Annotated in this window: 18 protein-coding genes; 14 read left to right on the top strand and 4 right to left on the bottom strand. The window is 67.0% G+C overall.

Annotated features, from left to right (window positions below; translation table 11 throughout):
* Positions 1-55 precede the first annotated feature (55 nt).
* From ACQY76_RS17625 to ACQY76_RS17600, 6 genes are all read left to right on the top strand, one after another.
* The gene (locus ACQY76_RS17625) at positions 56-1,093 is read left to right on the top strand and encodes an ABC transporter substrate-binding protein (protein WP_428030009.1); all 1,038 of its coding nucleotides are present in this window, start codon (positions 56-58) and stop codon (positions 1,091-1,093) included.
* Between the two features lie 27 nt (positions 1,094-1,120).
* Positions 1,121-1,993, top strand: coding sequence for an ABC transporter permease (locus tag ACQY76_RS17620; protein ID WP_428030008.1), 873 nt, complete (start codon positions 1,121-1,123; stop codon positions 1,991-1,993).
* A gap of 2 nt (positions 1,994-1,995) precedes the next feature.
* Positions 1,996-2,790, top strand: a complete 795-nt coding sequence (locus ACQY76_RS17615; protein ID WP_428030007.1) for an ABC transporter permease — start codon at positions 1,996-1,998, stop codon at positions 2,788-2,790.
* Positions 2,787-4,484: a GMC family oxidoreductase gene (locus ACQY76_RS17610; RefSeq protein ID WP_428030006.1), complete on the top strand. Its 1,698-nt coding sequence runs from the start codon at positions 2,787-2,789 to the stop codon at positions 4,482-4,484. Before ACQY76_RS17615 ends, ACQY76_RS17610 begins: the two co-directional genes overlap by 4 nt.
* 39 nt (positions 4,485-4,523) lie before the next feature.
* Complete coding sequence (locus ACQY76_RS17605) at positions 4,524-4,877, top strand: cupin domain-containing protein (protein ID WP_428030005.1); 354 nt, start codon at positions 4,524-4,526, stop codon at positions 4,875-4,877.
* 248 nt (positions 4,878-5,125) lie between these two features.
* Positions 5,126-6,199 (top strand): tartrate dehydrogenase, encoded by a 1,074-nt coding sequence (locus tag ACQY76_RS17600; RefSeq protein ID WP_428030004.1) that lies wholly within the window; start codon positions 5,126-5,128, stop codon positions 6,197-6,199.
* A gap of 678 nt (positions 6,200-6,877) precedes the next feature.
* Here the strand turns inward: ACQY76_RS17600 and ACQY76_RS17595 are convergent.
* From ACQY76_RS17595 to ACQY76_RS17585, 3 genes are read right to left on the bottom strand one after another with little or no spacing between them, the layout of a single operon-like run.
* The gene (locus tag ACQY76_RS17595) at positions 6,878-8,245 is read right to left on the bottom strand and encodes an MFS transporter (RefSeq protein WP_428030003.1); all 1,368 of its coding nucleotides are present in this window, start codon (positions 8,243-8,245) and stop codon (positions 6,878-6,880) included.
* 1 nt (position 8,246) lies between these two features.
* Positions 8,247-8,636 (bottom strand): hypothetical protein, encoded by a 390-nt coding sequence (locus ACQY76_RS17590; protein ID WP_428030002.1) that lies wholly within the window; start codon positions 8,634-8,636, stop codon positions 8,247-8,249.
* A 45-nt stretch (positions 8,637-8,681) separates the two neighbouring features.
* Positions 8,682-9,185, bottom strand: coding sequence for a DUF3833 family protein (locus tag ACQY76_RS17585; protein WP_428030001.1), 504 nt, complete (start codon positions 9,183-9,185; stop codon positions 8,682-8,684).
* 364 nt (positions 9,186-9,549) lie between these two features.
* Between ACQY76_RS17585 and ACQY76_RS17580 the strand changes: the two genes are divergently transcribed.
* The 3 genes from ACQY76_RS17580 to ACQY76_RS17570 are packed head-to-tail and all read left to right on the top strand — an operon-like array spanning position 9,550 to position 11,569.
* Positions 9,550-10,530: an NAD(P)/FAD-dependent oxidoreductase gene (locus tag ACQY76_RS17580; RefSeq protein WP_428030000.1), complete on the top strand. Its 981-nt coding sequence runs from the start codon at positions 9,550-9,552 to the stop codon at positions 10,528-10,530.
* On the top strand, positions 10,527-10,889 hold the full coding sequence (locus tag ACQY76_RS17575) for a thiol-disulfide oxidoreductase DCC family protein (protein WP_428029999.1): 363 nt from the start codon (positions 10,527-10,529) through the stop codon (positions 10,887-10,889). The genes ACQY76_RS17580 and ACQY76_RS17575 overlap by 4 nt, the downstream gene beginning before the upstream one ends.
* Positions 10,886-11,569 (top strand): SDR family NAD(P)-dependent oxidoreductase, encoded by a 684-nt coding sequence (locus ACQY76_RS17570; protein WP_428029998.1) that lies wholly within the window; start codon positions 10,886-10,888, stop codon positions 11,567-11,569. Before ACQY76_RS17575 ends, ACQY76_RS17570 begins: the two co-directional genes overlap by 4 nt.
* Before the next feature lie 104 nt (positions 11,570-11,673).
* Here the strand turns inward: ACQY76_RS17570 and ACQY76_RS17565 are convergent, their stop codons facing one another.
* On the bottom strand, positions 11,674-12,603 hold the full coding sequence (locus tag ACQY76_RS17565) for a LysR substrate-binding domain-containing protein (RefSeq protein ID WP_428029997.1): 930 nt from the start codon (positions 12,601-12,603) through the stop codon (positions 11,674-11,676).
* A gap of 95 nt (positions 12,604-12,698) precedes the next feature.
* Here ACQY76_RS17565 and ACQY76_RS17560 point away from each other — a divergent pair, with 95 nt between their 5' ends.
* From ACQY76_RS17560 to ACQY76_RS17540, 5 genes are all read left to right on the top strand, one after another.
* Positions 12,699-13,958, top strand: coding sequence for a thiolase C-terminal domain-containing protein (locus tag ACQY76_RS17560; protein WP_428029996.1), 1,260 nt, complete (start codon positions 12,699-12,701; stop codon positions 13,956-13,958).
* 10 nt (positions 13,959-13,968) lie between these two features.
* Positions 13,969-14,373 carry a Zn-ribbon domain-containing OB-fold protein gene (locus ACQY76_RS17555; protein WP_428029995.1) on the top strand — a complete coding sequence of 135 codons (405 nt, stop codon included), beginning with the start codon at positions 13,969-13,971 and terminating at the stop codon, positions 14,371-14,373.
* Positions 14,370-14,822 carry a MaoC/PaaZ C-terminal domain-containing protein gene (locus ACQY76_RS17550; protein WP_428029994.1) on the top strand — a complete coding sequence of 151 codons (453 nt, stop codon included), beginning with the start codon at positions 14,370-14,372 and terminating at the stop codon, positions 14,820-14,822. Before ACQY76_RS17555 ends, ACQY76_RS17550 begins: the two co-directional genes overlap by 4 nt.
* Positions 14,819-15,574, top strand: a complete 756-nt coding sequence (locus tag ACQY76_RS17545; protein WP_428029993.1) for an SDR family oxidoreductase — start codon at positions 14,819-14,821, stop codon at positions 15,572-15,574. Before ACQY76_RS17550 ends, ACQY76_RS17545 begins: the two co-directional genes overlap by 4 nt.
* 77 nt (positions 15,575-15,651) lie before the next feature.
* The gene (locus ACQY76_RS17540) at positions 15,652-16,653 is read left to right on the top strand and encodes an ABC transporter substrate-binding protein (protein WP_428029992.1); all 1,002 of its coding nucleotides are present in this window, start codon (positions 15,652-15,654) and stop codon (positions 16,651-16,653) included.
* Positions 16,654-16,731 lie beyond the last annotated feature (78 nt).

The following is a 16,731-nucleotide window of genomic DNA, read 5'->3' as shown; positions in this document are numbered from 1 at the left end:
GATCGTCGCTTCGTCTGAGACTGCGGCCGATAAAAATGACCAGAGGAGAATCGGAATGCGCGTGACACTCTCGATCCCGATGATGACGGCGGCGTTGCTGCTGTCGACGGCGGCCGCCTCGGCCGAACAGCTCACCTTCGTCTCACAGGGCGGCGCCTATCAGGAGGCACAGACCAAGGCCATCCTCGATCCGGTGGCCAAGCTGCTCGGCATCACCATCAACCAGGATTCCTCGCCCGACGCTTGGCCCGTGCTGAAGACCCAGACCGCGACCGGCAAGCCGATCTGGGACGTGATCGACACGCCGACCAAGGACTGCATCCGGGGCGGCGAACAGGGAATGATCGAAAAGCTCGACTTCTCCAAGATTCCCAATGCCGCCGAGATCCCGGCCGAATACAAGACGGCCTATTCCCTTCCCTATGAATTCTATTCGTCGGTTCTTGCATTCAACAAGAAAAAGTACGGCGAGAACGGGCCGAAGAGCTGGGCTGATTTCTGGGACGTGAAGAAATTCCCGGGCACGCGGGCGCTGCGCAGCCATCCCATGGCCACGCTGGAGGCCGCGTTGCTGGCCGATGGTGTGCCGGCGGACACGCTCTACCCGCTCGATGTCGACCGCGCCTTCAAGAAGCTGGAGGAGTTGAAGCCCCACGTCACCGTATGGTGGACGTCCGGTGCCCAGTCGGCACAGCTCCTGGCCGATGGCGAGATCGACATGGAGATGGCGTGGAACGGCCGCGTCACGGCGGTGATCAGGGAAGGCGCGCCGATCGACTACACCTTCAACCAGGGCTTCCTTCAGGAAACCTCGCTCTGCATCCTGAAGGGCGCCCCCAATCTGGAGACCTCCTACAAGTTCCTGAACGCGGCGATCTCCGCGGACATCCAGGCGAATTTCCCGGCCTATATCGACTACGGCCCGGGCAACCCCGCTGCCTACAAGACCGGGAAAATCTCGCCCGAGCGGGCCGCACAGATGCCGAGCTCGCCCGAGAACGCGGCCAAGCAGGTGCTGATCTCGACGGCGTGGTGGAGTTCGCCGGCCGGCGAGGAGGCGCAGAAGCGTTGGGCGTCCTTCATCCAGAAGTGAGCGACTGCTGCTAGCGAGGTAGCTTCCATGTCGACGTCGTCGGTCAATCCGTCTCTCGCGCATCAACGGCGCGAGCGCGGTCTGGTCCTGCTGCTGCTCGCGCCGGCGCTCGCCGTGGTCGGCGGCCTCCTGATCGTGCCGCTTTGCTGGCTGGCCTGGCAATCGGTGAGGCAGGATGGGGGGTTCACCCTGGCACACTATGCCCGGTTCCTCACCGACGACGTCTACTGGATGACCTTCCTGCAGACCTTCCGCATAGCCTTCATCGTCACGGCCGCGACACTCCTCCTTGGCTACCCCGTAGCCTATGTCGCGGCAGGCGCTTCCCGGCGCTGGAGTATCTTCATCCTGGCCATGGTGGTGCTGCCGTTCTGGACCAGCGTCCTCGTGCGCGCCTATGCGTGGCTGATCCTGCTGCAACGGCGCGGCCTGGTGAACACGGCGCTGACCGATCTCGGCGTGATCGACGCACCGCTCACCCTGGTCAACAACGAGTTCGGCACGATCGTCGCGACGGTGCACATCCTGCTGCCCTTCATGGTGCTGCCGCTCTACGCCACCATGCAGAAGATCCCACCGGAGCTGACCATGGCGGGATCGAGCCTCGGCGGCACGCCGTTGCACGTGTTCCTGCGGGTATTCCTGCCGCTCTCAATGCCCGGGGTGGTGGCCGGCATGGTGCTGGTCTTCGTGTTGACGCTCGGCTTCTACATCACGCCGGAACTGCTCGGCGGCGGGCGGACCTACATGGTCTCCATGCTCGTCTCTCGGAACATCGAGGTCTACAATGAATGGGGCGCGGCCTCTTCGATCAGCGTGGTGCTGCTGGCCTGCGTGTTCTTCATCTTCCGCCTCGCCAGTTTCGTGATCCCGTTCGAGCGCATCATGGGAGCACGCTGACCATGGCGGTCTCGAAGATCCTGCTGCGCGCCTTCGTCGGCCTCGTCCTGCTGTGGCTGATCATCCCCATCGTCATCATCGTGCCGATGTCGTTCTCGGGCGCGCGGTTCCTCGCCTTCCCGCCGCCCTCCTGGTCGCTGCGCTGGTACGAGGCCTATCTCGCCAGCGCGGCCTGGATGCAGGCGACGCGCGTCAGCCTCATCGTTGCGGTGTCGAGCGCCATCATCGCCACGGTGATGGGGACGGCCGCCGCCTATGCGCTCAACCTCGCCAGTTCACGCCTGGTGCGCAGCCTGCAGGTCGTGCTGATGCTGCCGCTGGTGGTGCCCATCGTCATCACGGCCGTTGGCGTGTTCCTCGTCTATGCCAATGTGGGCCTGCTGGCGACCATGACCGGGCTGATCCTCGCCAATGTCATGCTCGGCCTGCCCTATGTCATCACCTCGGTGCTGGTCGGGTTGCGGAAGTTCGATCCCGCACAGGAAATGGTCTCGCGCAGCCTCGGCATGAACCGGCTGCGCACCTTCTTCATCGTCACGCTGCCACAGATCCGCCCCAGCGTGATCACCGGGCTGCTATTCGCCTTTATCTCTGCCCTCGACGAGACCGTCGTGGCGCTTTTCATCTCCGGCGGCCAGTATCAGACCCTGACCAAGCGGATGTTCACCGCACTGCGCGACGAGATCGACCCCACCATAGCGGCGATCAGCACGCTGCTCACCGCCGTCTCCTTCCTGGTGGTCATGCTGGTGGCGCTCAATGCGCGCAGTGCCGAGCGATCCAGGGCCACATCATGAACACCGATATTCTCGTCCTGGGCGGAGGGTCGGCCGGATGCGTGCTGGCCGCGCGCCTCTCCGAAGATCCGCGGCGCGACGTCATGCTTGTGGAGTCTGGCCGCAATGTCGCGATCGGCGATATACCGGCCGCGGTGCATGCGCGTTACCCCGGCCGCGCCTATCTCGACACCTCCAACATCTGGAGCGGCCTGAGCGCGCTGATGGGCGGTGCGGCGAGCAACGCCGGCCGCCGGCTGCGCCGCTACGAGCAGGCCCGGATTCTCGGCGGCGGATCGGCGATCAATGCTCTGATGGCCAATCGTGGCGCGCCCGGCGACTACGACGAATGGGAGGCGCTCGGCGCGGAGGGGTGGAACTGGGAAGCCTGTCTGCCGGTGTTCCGCGCCATGGAGGCGGACCGCGATGTCGACGGTCCGCTGCATGGATCGGACGGCCCCCTCGTGCTGCGCCGCATCGGCGACGCGCAGATCTCGCCCTTCGTCGACCGGGTGATGACGACGCTGGACAGGCGCGGCCATCCGATCCGGCTCGACCAGAACGGGATATGGGAGGACGGCACCTTTCGTGGCGTGGTGGCGGTAGATGACAATGGCAAGCGCCAGCCGACCTCGCTCGCCTATCTGACCCCGGAGGTCCGCCGGCGGCCGAACCTGAAGATTTTCACCGGCCATACCGCAACCCGCCTGCTGTTCGAGGGTGCCCGCGTCGTCGGTGCCGAGGTGCAGTCAAATGACGGCAGGATGCTCTCCCTCACGGCGCGGCAGGTCGTGCTCGCGGCCGGCGCCATCCATTCTCCCGCGCTGCTGCTACGCTCCGGCGTCGGGCCTGCCGAGGAGTTGCGAGCGCTCGGCATCCCGGTCGTGCGCGACCGGCGGGGCGTGGGCCGCAACCTGATGGAGCATCCCTCGATCGCGGTTGCCACCTGGCTGCCGCCGCGGATGCGCGAACGCAATCCCGGCGAGCACCACGAGCAGGCGATCTGGCGCTACTCCTCCGGCCTCGACGGAACGCCGGCCGGCGACATGCACGCCGCGATCCTGTCGCGCGCGGGCTGGCATTCGGTAGGCCGGCGCACCGGGAGCCTGTTCTTCTGGGTGAACAAGTCCTATTCGCGCGGGATGTTGCGCCTTGCTTCGAGCAACCCGACGGCCGAGCCGGAGGTCGATTTCCGCATGCTCAGCGACGAGCGCGATCTCGTCCGCCTGACGTCGGCGCTCCGCATGGGCGCGGAAGCGCTGCTCGATCCGGCTATGGACGGTTTTCGCGATGTGGTGTTTCCGGCGAGCTACACGCCGCGCGTGGCGAAGATCGCGGTTCCCGGCGCCTGGAACGCGGTGCGGCGCGGCGCACTTGCCGGGCTGCTCGACATGGCGGGGCCGCTGCGCGCGGCGCTCATCCACGCGGTGGTCACGCAGGGCATCACTCTTCGCGCGCTCCTGTCCGACGACGACGCGCTGGCCGATTTCGTGCGGACCAATGTCGGCGGCACCTGGCACCCCTCCGGCACCTGCCGGATGGGCCGGGCCGGCGATCCGCAGGCGGTGACCTCGTCGACCGGCGCCGTGCTCGGCGTGGAGGGCCTGCGCGTGGCGGACGCCTCGGTGATGCCGTCGATCCCGCGCGCCAACACCAACATGCCCACCATCATGATCGCCGAGCGCATCGCCGTCTTCATCCGCGACGGGCGCTGAACGCCTTGCCAGCCTTCCTCACCAGCATCGGACCCGTCCATGAGCAATCTCGTCGCCTTCGACCTTGCCAATCCAGGCACGCCGGAACTCAGCAAGGCGGCGCCGGATCGCCTGATCGCCGGCGATCCAAGCTACCGGACCTGGAAGATTGAGGCGGCCGGCCACGGTGCGATCCGCACCGGCATCTGGGAGGCGACGCCCGGCATCACGCATTCGATCAAGGGCGAGACCTGGGAATACTGCACCATCCTCTTCGGCGTGATCATCCTGACGGAAGAAGGTGGCGCCGCCCGCCGCTTCACCACCGGCGATACGTTCGTGATGCGTCCCGGCTTCGTCGGCACATGGGAAACCGTCGAGACTGTGCGCAAGCTGTGGGTCGCGGTGTCCTGACGCGCGAAATCGGACACCTGAGATGACGCTGTCCCCTATCACCGCCGCAATCGCCGCGCCGGGCCTCGCACGCGATGATCCCGGCCTCCTCGTCGAAGCGTCCCTGATCGGAAGGCGCCGGCGCGAGGTCGATGAGGCGCCACGCTCGGGCATCGAAGACCCAGCCACCGGCCGGCGGGTCAGTAAAGTGCCGGCGCGACGGCCTGATGGCGGCCGTCGCATCCCATACATCCGCAGGAGACCACGACATGGCTGAACGACGCTACCGCATCGCCGTTATTCCGGGCGACGGCATCGGCAAGGAAGTAATGCCGGAAGGCGTCCGCGTGCTGGAAAAGGCGGCCTCGCTCTATGGCTTCACCATCGAGCCGACCTGGCACGAATTTGCCTGCTGCGACTGGTTCGCCCGCCATGGCGCGATGATGCCCGAGGACTGGAAGGAACGGGTCGGCTCCTCGGATGCCATCCTGTTCGGCGCGGTCGGCTGGCCCGACACCGTGCCCGACCACGTCTCGCTCTGGGGCTCGCTGCTGCAGTTCCGCCGCGAGTTCGACCTGTACGTCAATCTGCGGCCGGTGCGGCTGATGCCGGGCGTGCCGTCGCCGCTCGTCGGCCGCGAGCCCGGCGACATCGACTTCTGGGTGGTGCGCGAGAACACGGAAGGCGAATACACATCGATCGGCGGGCGCATGTATCCCGGCACGCCCCGCGAGATCGTGGTGCAGGAGACCGTCATGTCGCGCCACGGCGTCGACCGCGTGCTGAAATACGCCTTCGAGTTGGCGATGCGTCGCCCCGATAAGCACCTGACCTCGGCCACCAAGTCAAACGGTGTGGCGATTACCATGCCCTATTGGGACGAACGCGTCGAAGCCATGAAGGCAGCCTATCCCGACGTGCGCACCGACAAATACCACATCGACATACTGACCGCGCAGTTCGTGCTGCACCCGGACCGGTTCGACGTGGTGGTCGCCTCGAACCTGTTCGGCGATATCCTGTCCGATCTTGGACCGGCCTGCACCGGCACCATCGGCATCGCACCGTCTGGCAACATCAACCCGGACCGCACCTTCCCCTCGCTGTTCGAGCCGGTCCATGGCTCGGCGCCGGACATCGCCGGCAAGGGTATCGCCAATCCGCTGGGCCAGATCTGGTCTGCCGCGATGATGCTCGACCATCTCGGCGAAGCCGACGCGGCAGCCGCGATCGTGCGGTCGATGGAGCGCGTGCTGGTCGACCCGGCAACGCGCACGGCAGACGTCGGCGGTCGCGCCGACACAGCGACATGCGGCAAGGCCGTGGCCGACGCCTTGGACTAAGCGGCGGAAAGGCGGCCAACCATACGGAAACACGCGCCGGGCCTTTCGTCGAATATCCGTCAAACAAACGCCTGCAGACGGCCGTTGCATCAGCGTGCGTGGGCGGATTGGAATGGGCTGGCGCTGTGCGCGCGACAGTGCGCCGAACGTCCGCGGCATAGCGGTGGCGCCGATTGGCGAGCGGACGTCCCATGCGGGGAACAAGGCGGAAGCGCCCGAACGGCAGAAGGGGCCGCCCTGCCGAAGGCGAGCCGGGCGAAGCTGCGACGATGCAACCCGTTGGAGTCAGCATAGAGCCTATGCGATTATCGCACAGCGACGGTAACTAAATGCTACCTGATTCCTCGAACGCTAACGTATGCACGTACCCGCAGATCGCAAAACGAACCGAGGTACTCAGACAAATGCCCGATTTCATGTGGGACAACTGGTTGTGGATCTGGATGGCTACAATCAGTGTTTCAGTTCTTATTTATAAGGTGATTTGATTATCGTAATTACTGTTTTCAGTATAGCGAAAATGTGCGGACTCGACTTTTCTGTGCTTTAGGTTGCCCGCACACTGCCGCGCTACCGCTACCGCGCACGGGTCCATGACTGCGGCGCTTTGCTGTCGCCGACCGGCATGGGGAAGGCGCATGGCGCGGATCACGTGTGTGATCGCCAGGTGGGCGGGCGCTACTTGGCGTCAGGCGGGCGCATCTGAGCGACGGGCCCAGCCTCAATCTGCTGCCGCAACCGACCCTGCGCCGCCTCGTCGAGCGGGAATCCCCACATCAGGGCGATCGCCGCCAGCTTGGCCGGAATGGGTAGCCACGCATAGAGCATGGCGAGCACCGCGCCAGCGTCCGCCGAGGGTGCCCCGGCACCGGGCCGATAGCCGGCCCAGTCCAGCAGCGGGAAGGTGACGCCCACCGCGACCGCCAGCGCCAGCTTGGTGGCGAGCGCCCAAAGCGCGAAATAGAGCCCCGAGCGTTGCTCGCCGGAGGCGGCGGTGTCCACGTCGATCACATCGGCCTGGATCGCCGGCGGCAGGGCCACGTCGAAGGCGAGCAACAGGCCGGTGGCGGCGCAGATGAGCGCGAAGGGCACGATATCGCCCGGCCCCAGCCAGCCGGCCCCGGCAAACACCAGGCACGCCGCCGCCATTGCGCCGCACCAGGCACGGTGCTTGCCGAAGCGATTGGCGCATCGCAGTGCCAGCGGCAGGCCGGCCACGCCGCAGAGGAAATAGAGGAACAGCAGCGGCCCTTGCAGCGCGGCGGCGCCGATGCGGTCGCCCACGAAGTAGAGGAACAGCGTCGCGGGAATGGCATTGGCGATGCCGTTGAGCAGGAATGCCGCGATCAGCCGGAGAAAGGGCCGGTTCGCCCTGATGTGGCGCAGCCCCGCACCGAAGCGCAGCCGCACGCGCGTCCGGTTGGCCGGTTCCGGCACGCCGAAGACGCAGCCGGCGCCGGCTAGCGGCAGGGCAACCAGCACGAACACGCCCATGGCCGCGAGCCCGTTGAAGCCGCCCGCACCGCCGTCGATCCCGATCGCAAAGGGCAGCGCGATGGCGAGCAGCGTACCCAGCAACGTCACTGCCTCGCGCGTAGCGACCACTCGCGCACGGCCGCGATAATCGGCGCTGATCTCGGCACCCCAGGCGGTATAGGCGAGGCTGAGGGCGGTGTAGCCAAGGGACAGGCCAAGCCCCCACAGGACGAGATAAGCGACCCCCGCCTCTGCCCGGGGCCAGAACACCATGAAGGCGCACAGGGCCGTGACCGGTGTCGCCACCAGCATCAGCACGCGCCGCCGGCCCATGGCGGGAGCGATGCGATCGGAGGCCCAGCCGAGAAATGGGTCGGCGAAGGCGTCGAGAAGGCGGATCGCCAGCAGGGCGGTGCCGACGGAGGCGAGCGAAAGTCCGAGCGCCCCGGCATAGAAGCTCGGCACGATCACATAGAAAGGCAGCGCCAGCGCGGCGAGCGGGAGGGCGGGCAAGGCGTAGAGCGCAAGGCGGCGGCGGGAGACGGGCGACTCCTCCGACGCGCGCGCCATGTCAGCGGCCCATCACGGCGGTTCCGGAAAGGCCGTCGTCGCGCGTCCAGGCGATCTTGTCCGGCCCGAGCGAGGTGATGGTGAAACAATGGGTGCGGCCCTCGTACCAGGTCGGCCATTTCTGGCAGAGCTTGTCGTCCTTCACCCACCAGCGGCCCTCCTCGCGCGGGGCTAGCATGGCGCCCACGGAGAAGCCGGAGAGATCGCCGGAGACGACGCCGTCATCGCGGTAGACCAGCGGCAGGGTCACGCCATAGGGGGTGCTCAGCCGCACCAGCTCGCCGCCGATCCTGTCCTTGATCTCGGGGCCGCTCAGCGGCTCGGCGAGGGCCGGGCCCACCGCGAGAACAAGGAGCAGTCCGAGCGGCGCGGATGTCACGTGGAAGCGCATGGATGTCCTCCGGCAATGGCGAGGGGAAAAGGGTTAGGGAGCGTCCTAGGGCCGACGGAATTCGACCCGCGTCATCGCCACGGGAAACCCGTACTTCGTCACCCAGGCGATGTTCAGCACGGTGCCGTCGCCGCGCAGCACCATGCGGTCGTGGAAGCGCACAAGGTTCTCGCCCGCGCCCGGATCGAGGTCGACGAGATAGCTGAAGGTGGCGGTATCGCCCTTCACGCGCACCTGCGTGCCGCCCCGCACATCCTCGCGCGTGCCGCGATAACTGCCGGGAGCCAGTTTCACAAACCGCCACGTCTTGCGGTCCCGCTCGCCGTCGGCGAAGCGAAAATCCTCCACAAGGGTGAGCGCCTGCCCGTTCCAGCGACCCGTGAGGTCGACGGTGAAGGCACGCTTCACGCCATTGATGGCAGAGAATGAGCCTTCGGCCACGGTCCGCCCGGCGAAGAACCGTTCAAGCACAAGATCCCTGGCCTGAGCCGAGGTAGTGCCGAGCCCGACACAGGCGAAAAGCCCGGCACACAGGAGAGTTCTGATCATCGATGCCTCCGCAGCGTTGCTTCGTCTACGGAGGTACGACGGCGGCGGATCAGCTGACGGCTTCGGCGGAACCCGACAGAGCGCACCTTCACCGCCGGGAACACCACTGGGGTCAGGCGATGGCGCTGCTGGCGGCGGCACCTGATCCGGCCCCGTGAGCCTCGCGTACACGGGACATGATGTGCCGCCTCCCCTGCTTCTCGCCACTTCGTGGCGCCCGCTTCAGCGACAGCCCGCCGGCCGCATTGGGAGCGCGGCCCTTCCTCGAAGGGCGCGCCGACGTGGCTATTCGCGCGGGGGAGTTGGCCGTCCCGGCGCGGCCGCCGGCAGTCCCGGCGGCCGGCTTCGCGAGCGGCACCGCCGCATGAAACGCATCGCCATCATCGGCGCCGGCATCAGCGGACTGACACTCGCACACGCCCTGCGCGGCCACGCGGAGATCACCGTGTTCGAACAGGCCCGCGGCACGGGCGGGCGCACCTCTTCGCGTCGCGAGGGGCGCTACCGCTTCGATCACGGCGCGCCCTGCTTCACGGTCCGCGCACCTGCCTTTGCCGACTGGCTGGCGCCGCTCCTCGCGGCCGATGTCGTTGCGGAGTGGCCCGGTATGGTCGTCACGCTGCACGCTGGCCGGCTGACCGGCCCCCGCTATCGGTCCGAGCGCGCTTTCGTCGGCGTGCCAGGCATGAATGCCATCACCGGGCATCTCGCCGAAGCGCTCGACATTCGCGTGGGGACGCAGGTGGCGCCGCTGGCCTTCGGGATGGCACCGCACGCGCTTTCCAGTGTCACCGGGGAGCGGCTGGGCATGTTCGACCTCGTGGTCTCCACGGCTCCGGCGCACCAGAGTCGGAGCCTGTTTGGCGCGGCACTGCGCGGGGCGGGTCTGCCGGAAGCCGTGATGAAGCCCCGCCACACCCTGATGGTCGCCATCGACCGCCGCTGGGAACAGGACTGGATCGCCGCCCGGGTGATGGACGGGCCGCTCCGCTGGATTGCCGTCGACAGCTCCAAGCCCGGGCGGGCGGACGATGTCACCACGCTTGTTGCGCAGACGCGCAGTCGCTGGTCGCGCCCGCTTGCCGACACACCGGCGGAACTGCTGGCGCCGCTGCTGCTGCATGCGCTGCGGGAGGCGCTGCCATTCGACCTGCCCCTGCCGAGCCTCGTGAAGGCACATCGATGGCGCTCAGCCCTCGTTGCAGATACCGCACGGCCCGGCCCGTGGATCGCGCCGGACGGCACGCTCGCCGCCAGCGGGGACTGGGCGACCGCCAGCCGGATCGAGGAGGTATGTCTGGCGGCGCTGTATCTCGCCGAACGGCTGAAGCGGGGCCTGCAATGACCATGGTAACGGTGTGGTACGATTCTCAATGCCCGCTTTGCCGGCGCGAGATCGCGCTGATGCAGCGTCTCGACCGTCGCGGGCGCATCGCTTTTGTCGATCTGGCGACGGCAACTTCCTGCCCGATCGATCGCAGCGCCATGCTGGCGCGCCTCCATGCCACCGAAGGAGGACGGCTTTACGCCGGCGCGGCGGCCTTCGCGGCCATGTGGCGCCAGATCCCGCTACTCCGGCCCCTGGGTCTTGCGGCGCGCAATCGCCATGTCCTCGCAGTGCTTGAGTGGAGCTATACCCGTTTCCTGCGGCTGCGGCCGCGCCTGCAAGCCATTGCGCGGCGCTTTGAGGAGAAGCGCCTGTGAGGCTCGCCGTGGTCATCGGGGCAAGCGGGGGAATAGGCGGGGCGCTGCGTGACGCGCTCGCGGAGGGCGGCGGCTTCGACGAGGTGATCGGCCTGTCCCGCCGGTCGATCCCCCGGCTCGACATACTCGATGAGGCGATGGTCGCGCAGGCGGCCAGCTATGTCGCCCGAAGGGGAACGCCGCATCTGGTGCTGGACGCCACGGGGCTGCTGTCAGACGCGACGCTGCAGCCGGAGAAGGCGCTGCGGGCGATCGAACCGACGGCGATGGCACGGTCGTTTGCCGTAAACGCCATCGGGCCGGCCCTGCTGATGAAGCACTTCCTGCCGCTGCTGCCGCGCACCTCGCGCGCCGTCTTCGCAACGCTTTCGGCCAAGGTCGGCAGCATCGGGGACAACCATCTGGGCGGGTGGTACAGCTACCGCGCCTCCAAGGCGGCGCTCAACCAGCTGGTGCGCTGCGCCGCCATCGAGCTGAAGCGAACCCATGCCGAAGCGGTGTGCGTCGCCCTGCATCCAGGTACGGTGTCCACCGGGCTGTCCCGGCCCTTCGCCAAGGTGGGGCTGGCGCCACTGCCCCCGGATGAGGCGGCGCGGGACCTGCTGGCGGGACTGGCGCGCCTCGGCTCTGCCGACACGGGCGGCTTCTTCGACCGGCACGGTTACCCGCTACCGTTCTGATGCACCTTCCCCAGGCTCGCCGCCAACCTCCAAAGTGTGGGGGTCAGCCGAGCCGTCTGCCGGTGCCGCCCGAATGGTGTTCGAGCACTCGCCGCGACGGCCTGTCATTTAATGTGGGTAACGACCGGCTCGACCATGCAATGCCGGACAAAGCCCTGCAGCCAATCGCGGAGCGCCGTGATGGCCGGGTCATTCCATCGGCGGGCCGGCGCGATGAAGTAATAGGCCCCCAGCCGGACATCGGCCGGGCAGACCTCGACCAATTCGCCGGTCGCGATCATCTCGCCGGCCATGAGATCGCTCACCAACGCCACGCCCTGCCCCAGCCGCGCCGCTTCCACGGCGAGATGCCCGTGCCACAGCTTCGGCCCCTTCAGCGGGACGATATTGACGACGCCGGCATGCTCCAGCCAGTTTTCCCACTGCCGCGTCGAGCGCTCGTGGAGGAGCGGTAAATTCACCAGGTCGGCCGCCGCGCGGATAAGCGGGCTGGCTTCGCTGAACGCCGGGCTGGCAACCGCGAGGATGCGGGGCCGACAGACGATCTCCCCGCGCAGGTCCGGCGGGAAATTGGGGTATTCGAGATAGTTTATCTCGGCGTCGACCTCTCCCTGGCTGAAGTCCGGTCGTGCGGAAATCGGTTGGAGAATGATCTCGCGTCCCCCCAGGAAGCGCTCGATCTCCGGCAGCCGCGCCAGCAGCCTTCGTGAGGCAAGCCCCGCCATGCAGCATATGTGAAGCGCATCGCTGCTACCGCCCCACAATTCGCCCGTGGCGCTGGCAATCACGTCCAGTGCGCGGCTGAGCTGCCCGGCGTAGCGCTTGCCCTCCCGGGTGAGGCTGAGACCACGGCCGGACTTCTGCACCAGCTTCACGCCGATGGCCGCTTCAAGGTTCTGGATATGGCGCGAGACCACCGTGTGCGACACGGCGAGTTCGTCTGCCGCCGCCCTCACCGTTCCGGCCCGTCCGAATGTCTCAAATGCACGTAACGCCAGAAGCGGCGGCAGGCGACGACGGAAGGTTTCAGGCATGGGCGGCAACTCCTGCGACGGTGAACCATGGCGTTCGCCCGCGCGTCACGACCTAAATGACACGCGTCGCCCGTCTCGCGTCAAGCGATCGACAGATGCGCGCGATGCACCAATGGGCAGGCTTCAAACTGCTTGTCGGGGGGTCGAAACGACCTAGGCTCGATGGCAGGACAATTGGGAAATCTCGCGTGGCCAGCATCTCGGGCAAAGCGTCAATCGTCGGTGCATACGAGTCGCCACGCCGTCAGGCGCCGCGCCTCCACCCCTTTGCGCTGCAGATGGAATGCATCGCCGGGGCGCTGGACGACGCCGGCATCGCGCTCTCCGAGGTGGACGGGCTGTGCGTGGCCGCCAGCGACTGGGCGGAAGGCGGCGGCGTCAGCAGCCTCATCGAATTCGCCGAATATGCGGGCATCACGCCCACCTACTTCGACAGCACCGATGTCGGCGGCTGTTCCTACATCGTCCATGCCGGCCACGCGGCGGCGGCAATCGCCACAGGCCTCGCGGATGTGGTGGTGATCAGCTATGCGGCCTGCCCGCGCTGGTGGCCGCTCGACACGCCGTCCTTTGATCCCTTCGTGCTGCCGGCGGGCCCGGGCCAGTTCGAGCTACCCTACGGCCCGACCCTGATTTCGACCTATGCGATGTTTGCGCAGCGCCACATGGCGCTTTACGGCACGACATCCGAGCAGCTCGCCAAGGTCGCGGTCACCTTCCGCCAGCATGCGGCGAACAACCCCCATGCGCGCTTTACCGCTCCCATCACCGTTGACGACGTGCTGGCGTCCACGCCGATCGCATCCCCGCTGCGCAAGCTCGATTGCTGCGTCGTCACAGATGGCGGCGGCGCCATCGTGATGACCAGCGCGGAACGCGCAAGGGATTGCCGCCGCCGTCCGGTTCATCTCTCCGGCTTCGGAAGCGCGGCGGCCCGCACCCAGCTCAGCCAGATCGCGCATGATCTTTCGACGCCGGCGGCGCTCTCGGGCCCGCGCGCCTTCGCCATGGCCGGCATCGGGCACGACGATATCGACGTCGCCCAGATCTACGACGCCTTCACGATCACGCCGATGCTGGCGCTGGAAGATCTTGGCTTCTGCGGGCGAGGCGAAAGCGGCGGCTTCGTCGATGACGGGCATCTGACGCAGGGCGGGCGCCTTCCGACCAATACCGACGGTGGCGGGCTGTCCTCGAACCATCCCGGCAAGCGCGGCATCTTCACGCTCATCGAAGGGGTGCGGCAGCTGCGGGGCGAAGGACCGGGGCTGCAGGTTCCCGATGCCGAGGTGGCTCTGGTCCATGGGCTGGGGGGCACATTCTGCGCCGCCGCCACCGCCATTCTCACGGTTTGAGGCCGCAACGATGACGACGGGCATCTCTCCAGTGACCGATGTGACGTCCGATCCCTTCTGGGTGGGGGCACGCGCGGGGCGACTGATGATCCAGCTCTGCCCGGTCACCGGCAAGCATCAATGGTATCCGCGCGCCCATTCCATCCATGCCCCCGGCGCGTCGCCGGAATGGGTCGAGGCGAGCGGGCACGGCACCATCTTCTCGTTCACCACCATCCAGCGCGGCATGAGCGCGTTCCAGACGCCCTATACCTGCGTTCTGGTGATGCTGGAGGAGGGAGTGCTCGTGCTGTCGCGGCTGGAAGCGGCACCGGGTGCCGATATCCGCGTGGGAATGCCGGTCGAGGCCTTTTTCGGCGACGTGGCGGGGACGCCGGATCTGCCGCTGTTCCGTATCAAGGGGGAACGTCCATGAGCGTTTCCTTCGCTGCCATCGAGGTCGGCCAGCAGCTGAAATCGGCCCGCGTGACGATCACCGAAGCGCATATCGTCCAGTTCGCCGGGCTGACCGGCGATTTCAACCCGCTGCACATGGATGCCGAATTCGCCGCGGCGCATGGTTTCGGCAAGCGCGTCGCCCACGGCATGCTCGGCCACGCGTTGAGCACGGGCCTGCGCTCCGCCATCGACGACTGGGCGATCGAGGCGTTTCTGGAAACCCGGCGGCGCTTCGTGGCCCCCATCTTCGCCGGCGACACGCTGCACTACGAGGCCAACGTGCTGGAGACGCGCCCCAGCCGCTCGCGGCCGGGCGCCGGAATTGTGCGCGTCGCCCTGACGCTCAAGAACCAGAACGGCGAACCGCTTCAGGAAGGCGAAGACGTTTTCCTCATCGGGCCTGGCGAGCAGGAGAAAGCGCCGTGACATCGCAGCGTCTCGAAGGACATGTCGCGCTGGTGACCGGCGGCGCCGGGGGTATCGGCGGCGCGATCTGCGAACGCCTCGCCGCCGAGGGTGCGCGGGTCGTCGTGGCCGACCTCATGCTCGATCAGGCTGTCGCCCGCGCCGAGCATCTGGCGGCTCAAGGGCATGAGGCCTGCGCGCTGGCGCTGGACGTCGCCAGCCGCGCGAGCTGGGAAAGCGCTGTAGCCGCGCTGCCGCCGAAATTCGCCGGCGTGGATATCGTGGCGAATGTCGCTGGCATCGTGCGCGACCGCTCCCTGCCGAAGATGACCGACGATGAATGGAACCAGGTCATCGATATCAGCCTTCGCGGCACCTGGCTCGGCTGTCAGGCCGCCTTTTCGCTTATCGGCAAGAGGGGTTGGGGCCGCATCATCAACACCGCCTCGACCGCCATTTTCGGTGCGTTCGGCCAGTCGAACTACTCCGCGGCCAAGGCCGGCATCGTTGGCCTGACGCGGACCGTGGCGCTGGAAGGCGCGCGGCGCGGCATCCTCGCCAACGCCATTGCCCCCGGTATCGTCGAAACCGCGATCCTGAAGGACGTACCGCAGGATCTGCGCGACAGCTGGATCGCAAAGATGCCGCTGGGACGGACCGCGCAGCCTTCCGAGATCGCCTCCGTCGCGGCCTTTCTCGCTTCCGACGACGCCAGCTACGTAACCGGGCAGGTGATCGTCGTCGATGGCGGGGCCACCACGGGAGACTACTGACCGCCTTCCAGAGACGCTTGGTTCATAACAATGAGGGGAACCGACTGATGGCAGCTTTTAGCAGACGACATGTGTTGATGGGTGGGGCCGCCGCGCTGGCCGCCTCCACGCTCCGCATCTCTCCCGCAAGCGCGGCGGACGATGCGCTTTATGCGGCCGCGAAGAAGGAAGGCGCCCTCAACCTGTACTGGGGCTCCTACGAGCAGAAGACCATCGAAGAGATCCGCGACGCCTTCAAGGCGAAGTACCCCGGCATCGAGGTCAGCCTGCTGCGCCAGGCGTCGCAGACGATCTTCACCCGCCTGCGCCTCGAAATCCAGAATGACGCCGTGCAGTGCGACTCCATCGGCACGACAAACCTGCTGCACTACAAGGACCTGCAGAAGCTCGGCGCCATCCAGCCGTTCAAGCCGGCCAATATCGACATGGTGCCGGAGGCGTTCCGAGGAATCGACCCCGAGAACACCTATCACGTCGGTGCCATCAGCCTGACGACGATCAACCAGTCGACCTCGGTCACCGCCCCTCCGACCTCCTGGACCGCGCTGCTCGACGCGCCATGGGCCAACCAGATCACCACCGGCAGCCCGGCCTTCTCCGGCGATGTGGCGAGCTGGGTCGTCGCCATCCGCAAGAAGTATGGCGACGATTTCCTCCGGGCCTTCGCCAAGCAGAAGCCGAAGGTCGGCCAATCGAATGTCGACACGGTGACCGACATTCTCTCCGGCGAGCGCAAGGTGGGCTCCGCCGCGCCGTTCAGCTACTCGCTGACCCAGCAGGCGGCGGGCAACCCGATCGGCGTCACCGTGCCTTCCGATGACGCGATCCTCAATCTCGGCCTGACCGCGGTTCCCACCAAGGCGCCGCACCCCAATGCCGGCAAGCTCTTCACCGACTTCCTGTATTCGGTGGAAGTGTCGAACATCCTCGCCAAGAATTTCTGGCCGACCCTGCGCACCGATGTTCCCTGGGCCGAGGGGCGCACGCTCGAATCGATCAAATGGTACCGCAACCCCGTGGACAATCTGGCCGCCGAAGTGGCGGAATGCATTGCCAAGTGGAAGGAAATCGTCGGCTGACAGCCGGCCGGACGCGCCGGTCCGGGGGCTTTCATGTCACCGGACCGGTATCCAACCCTGATCGGCTTACGTTACGGC

It is taken from the genome of Ancylobacter sp. (assembly GCF_965279025.1).
Classification (GTDB): Bacteria; Pseudomonadota; Alphaproteobacteria; order Rhizobiales; family Xanthobacteraceae; genus Ancylobacter.
Note: the sequence above shows the minus strand (reverse complement) of the source record. Positions and strands in the feature narration are given on the sequence as shown.

Coding starts and splice junctions, on each gene's coding strand:
- ACQY76_RS17625 (WP_428030009.1), top strand. CDS start 56: ATGCGCGTGACACTCTCGATCCCGATGATGACGGCGGCGTTGCTGCTG.
- ACQY76_RS17620 (WP_428030008.1), top strand. CDS start 1,121: ATGTCGACGTCGTCGGTCAATCCGTCTCTCGCGCATCAACGGCGCGAG.
- ACQY76_RS17615 (WP_428030007.1), top strand. CDS start 1,996: ATGGCGGTCTCGAAGATCCTGCTGCGCGCCTTCGTCGGCCTCGTCCTG.
- ACQY76_RS17610 (WP_428030006.1), top strand. CDS start 2,787: ATGAACACCGATATTCTCGTCCTGGGCGGAGGGTCGGCCGGATGCGTG.
- ACQY76_RS17605 (WP_428030005.1), top strand. CDS start 4,524: ATGAGCAATCTCGTCGCCTTCGACCTTGCCAATCCAGGCACGCCGGAA.
- ACQY76_RS17600 (WP_428030004.1), top strand. CDS start 5,126: ATGGCTGAACGACGCTACCGCATCGCCGTTATTCCGGGCGACGGCATC.
- ACQY76_RS17595 (WP_428030003.1), bottom strand. CDS start 8,245: ATGGCGCGCGCGTCGGAGGAGTCGCCCGTCTCCCGCCGCCGCCTTGCG.
- ACQY76_RS17590 (WP_428030002.1), bottom strand. CDS start 8,636: ATGCGCTTCCACGTGACATCCGCGCCGCTCGGACTGCTCCTTGTTCTC.
- ACQY76_RS17585 (WP_428030001.1), bottom strand. CDS start 9,185: ATGATCAGAACTCTCCTGTGTGCCGGGCTTTTCGCCTGTGTCGGGCTC.
- ACQY76_RS17580 (WP_428030000.1), top strand. CDS start 9,550: ATGAAACGCATCGCCATCATCGGCGCCGGCATCAGCGGACTGACACTC.
- ACQY76_RS17575 (WP_428029999.1), top strand. CDS start 10,527: ATGACCATGGTAACGGTGTGGTACGATTCTCAATGCCCGCTTTGCCGG.
- ACQY76_RS17565 (WP_428029997.1), bottom strand. CDS start 12,603: ATGCCTGAAACCTTCCGTCGTCGCCTGCCGCCGCTTCTGGCGTTACGT.
- ACQY76_RS17560 (WP_428029996.1), top strand. CDS start 12,699: ATGCGCGCGATGCACCAATGGGCAGGCTTCAAACTGCTTGTCGGGGGG.
- ACQY76_RS17555 (WP_428029995.1), top strand. CDS start 13,969: ATGACGACGGGCATCTCTCCAGTGACCGATGTGACGTCCGATCCCTTC.
- ACQY76_RS17550 (WP_428029994.1), top strand. CDS start 14,370: ATGAGCGTTTCCTTCGCTGCCATCGAGGTCGGCCAGCAGCTGAAATCG.
- ACQY76_RS17540 (WP_428029992.1), top strand. CDS start 15,652: ATGGGTGGGGCCGCCGCGCTGGCCGCCTCCACGCTCCGCATCTCTCCC.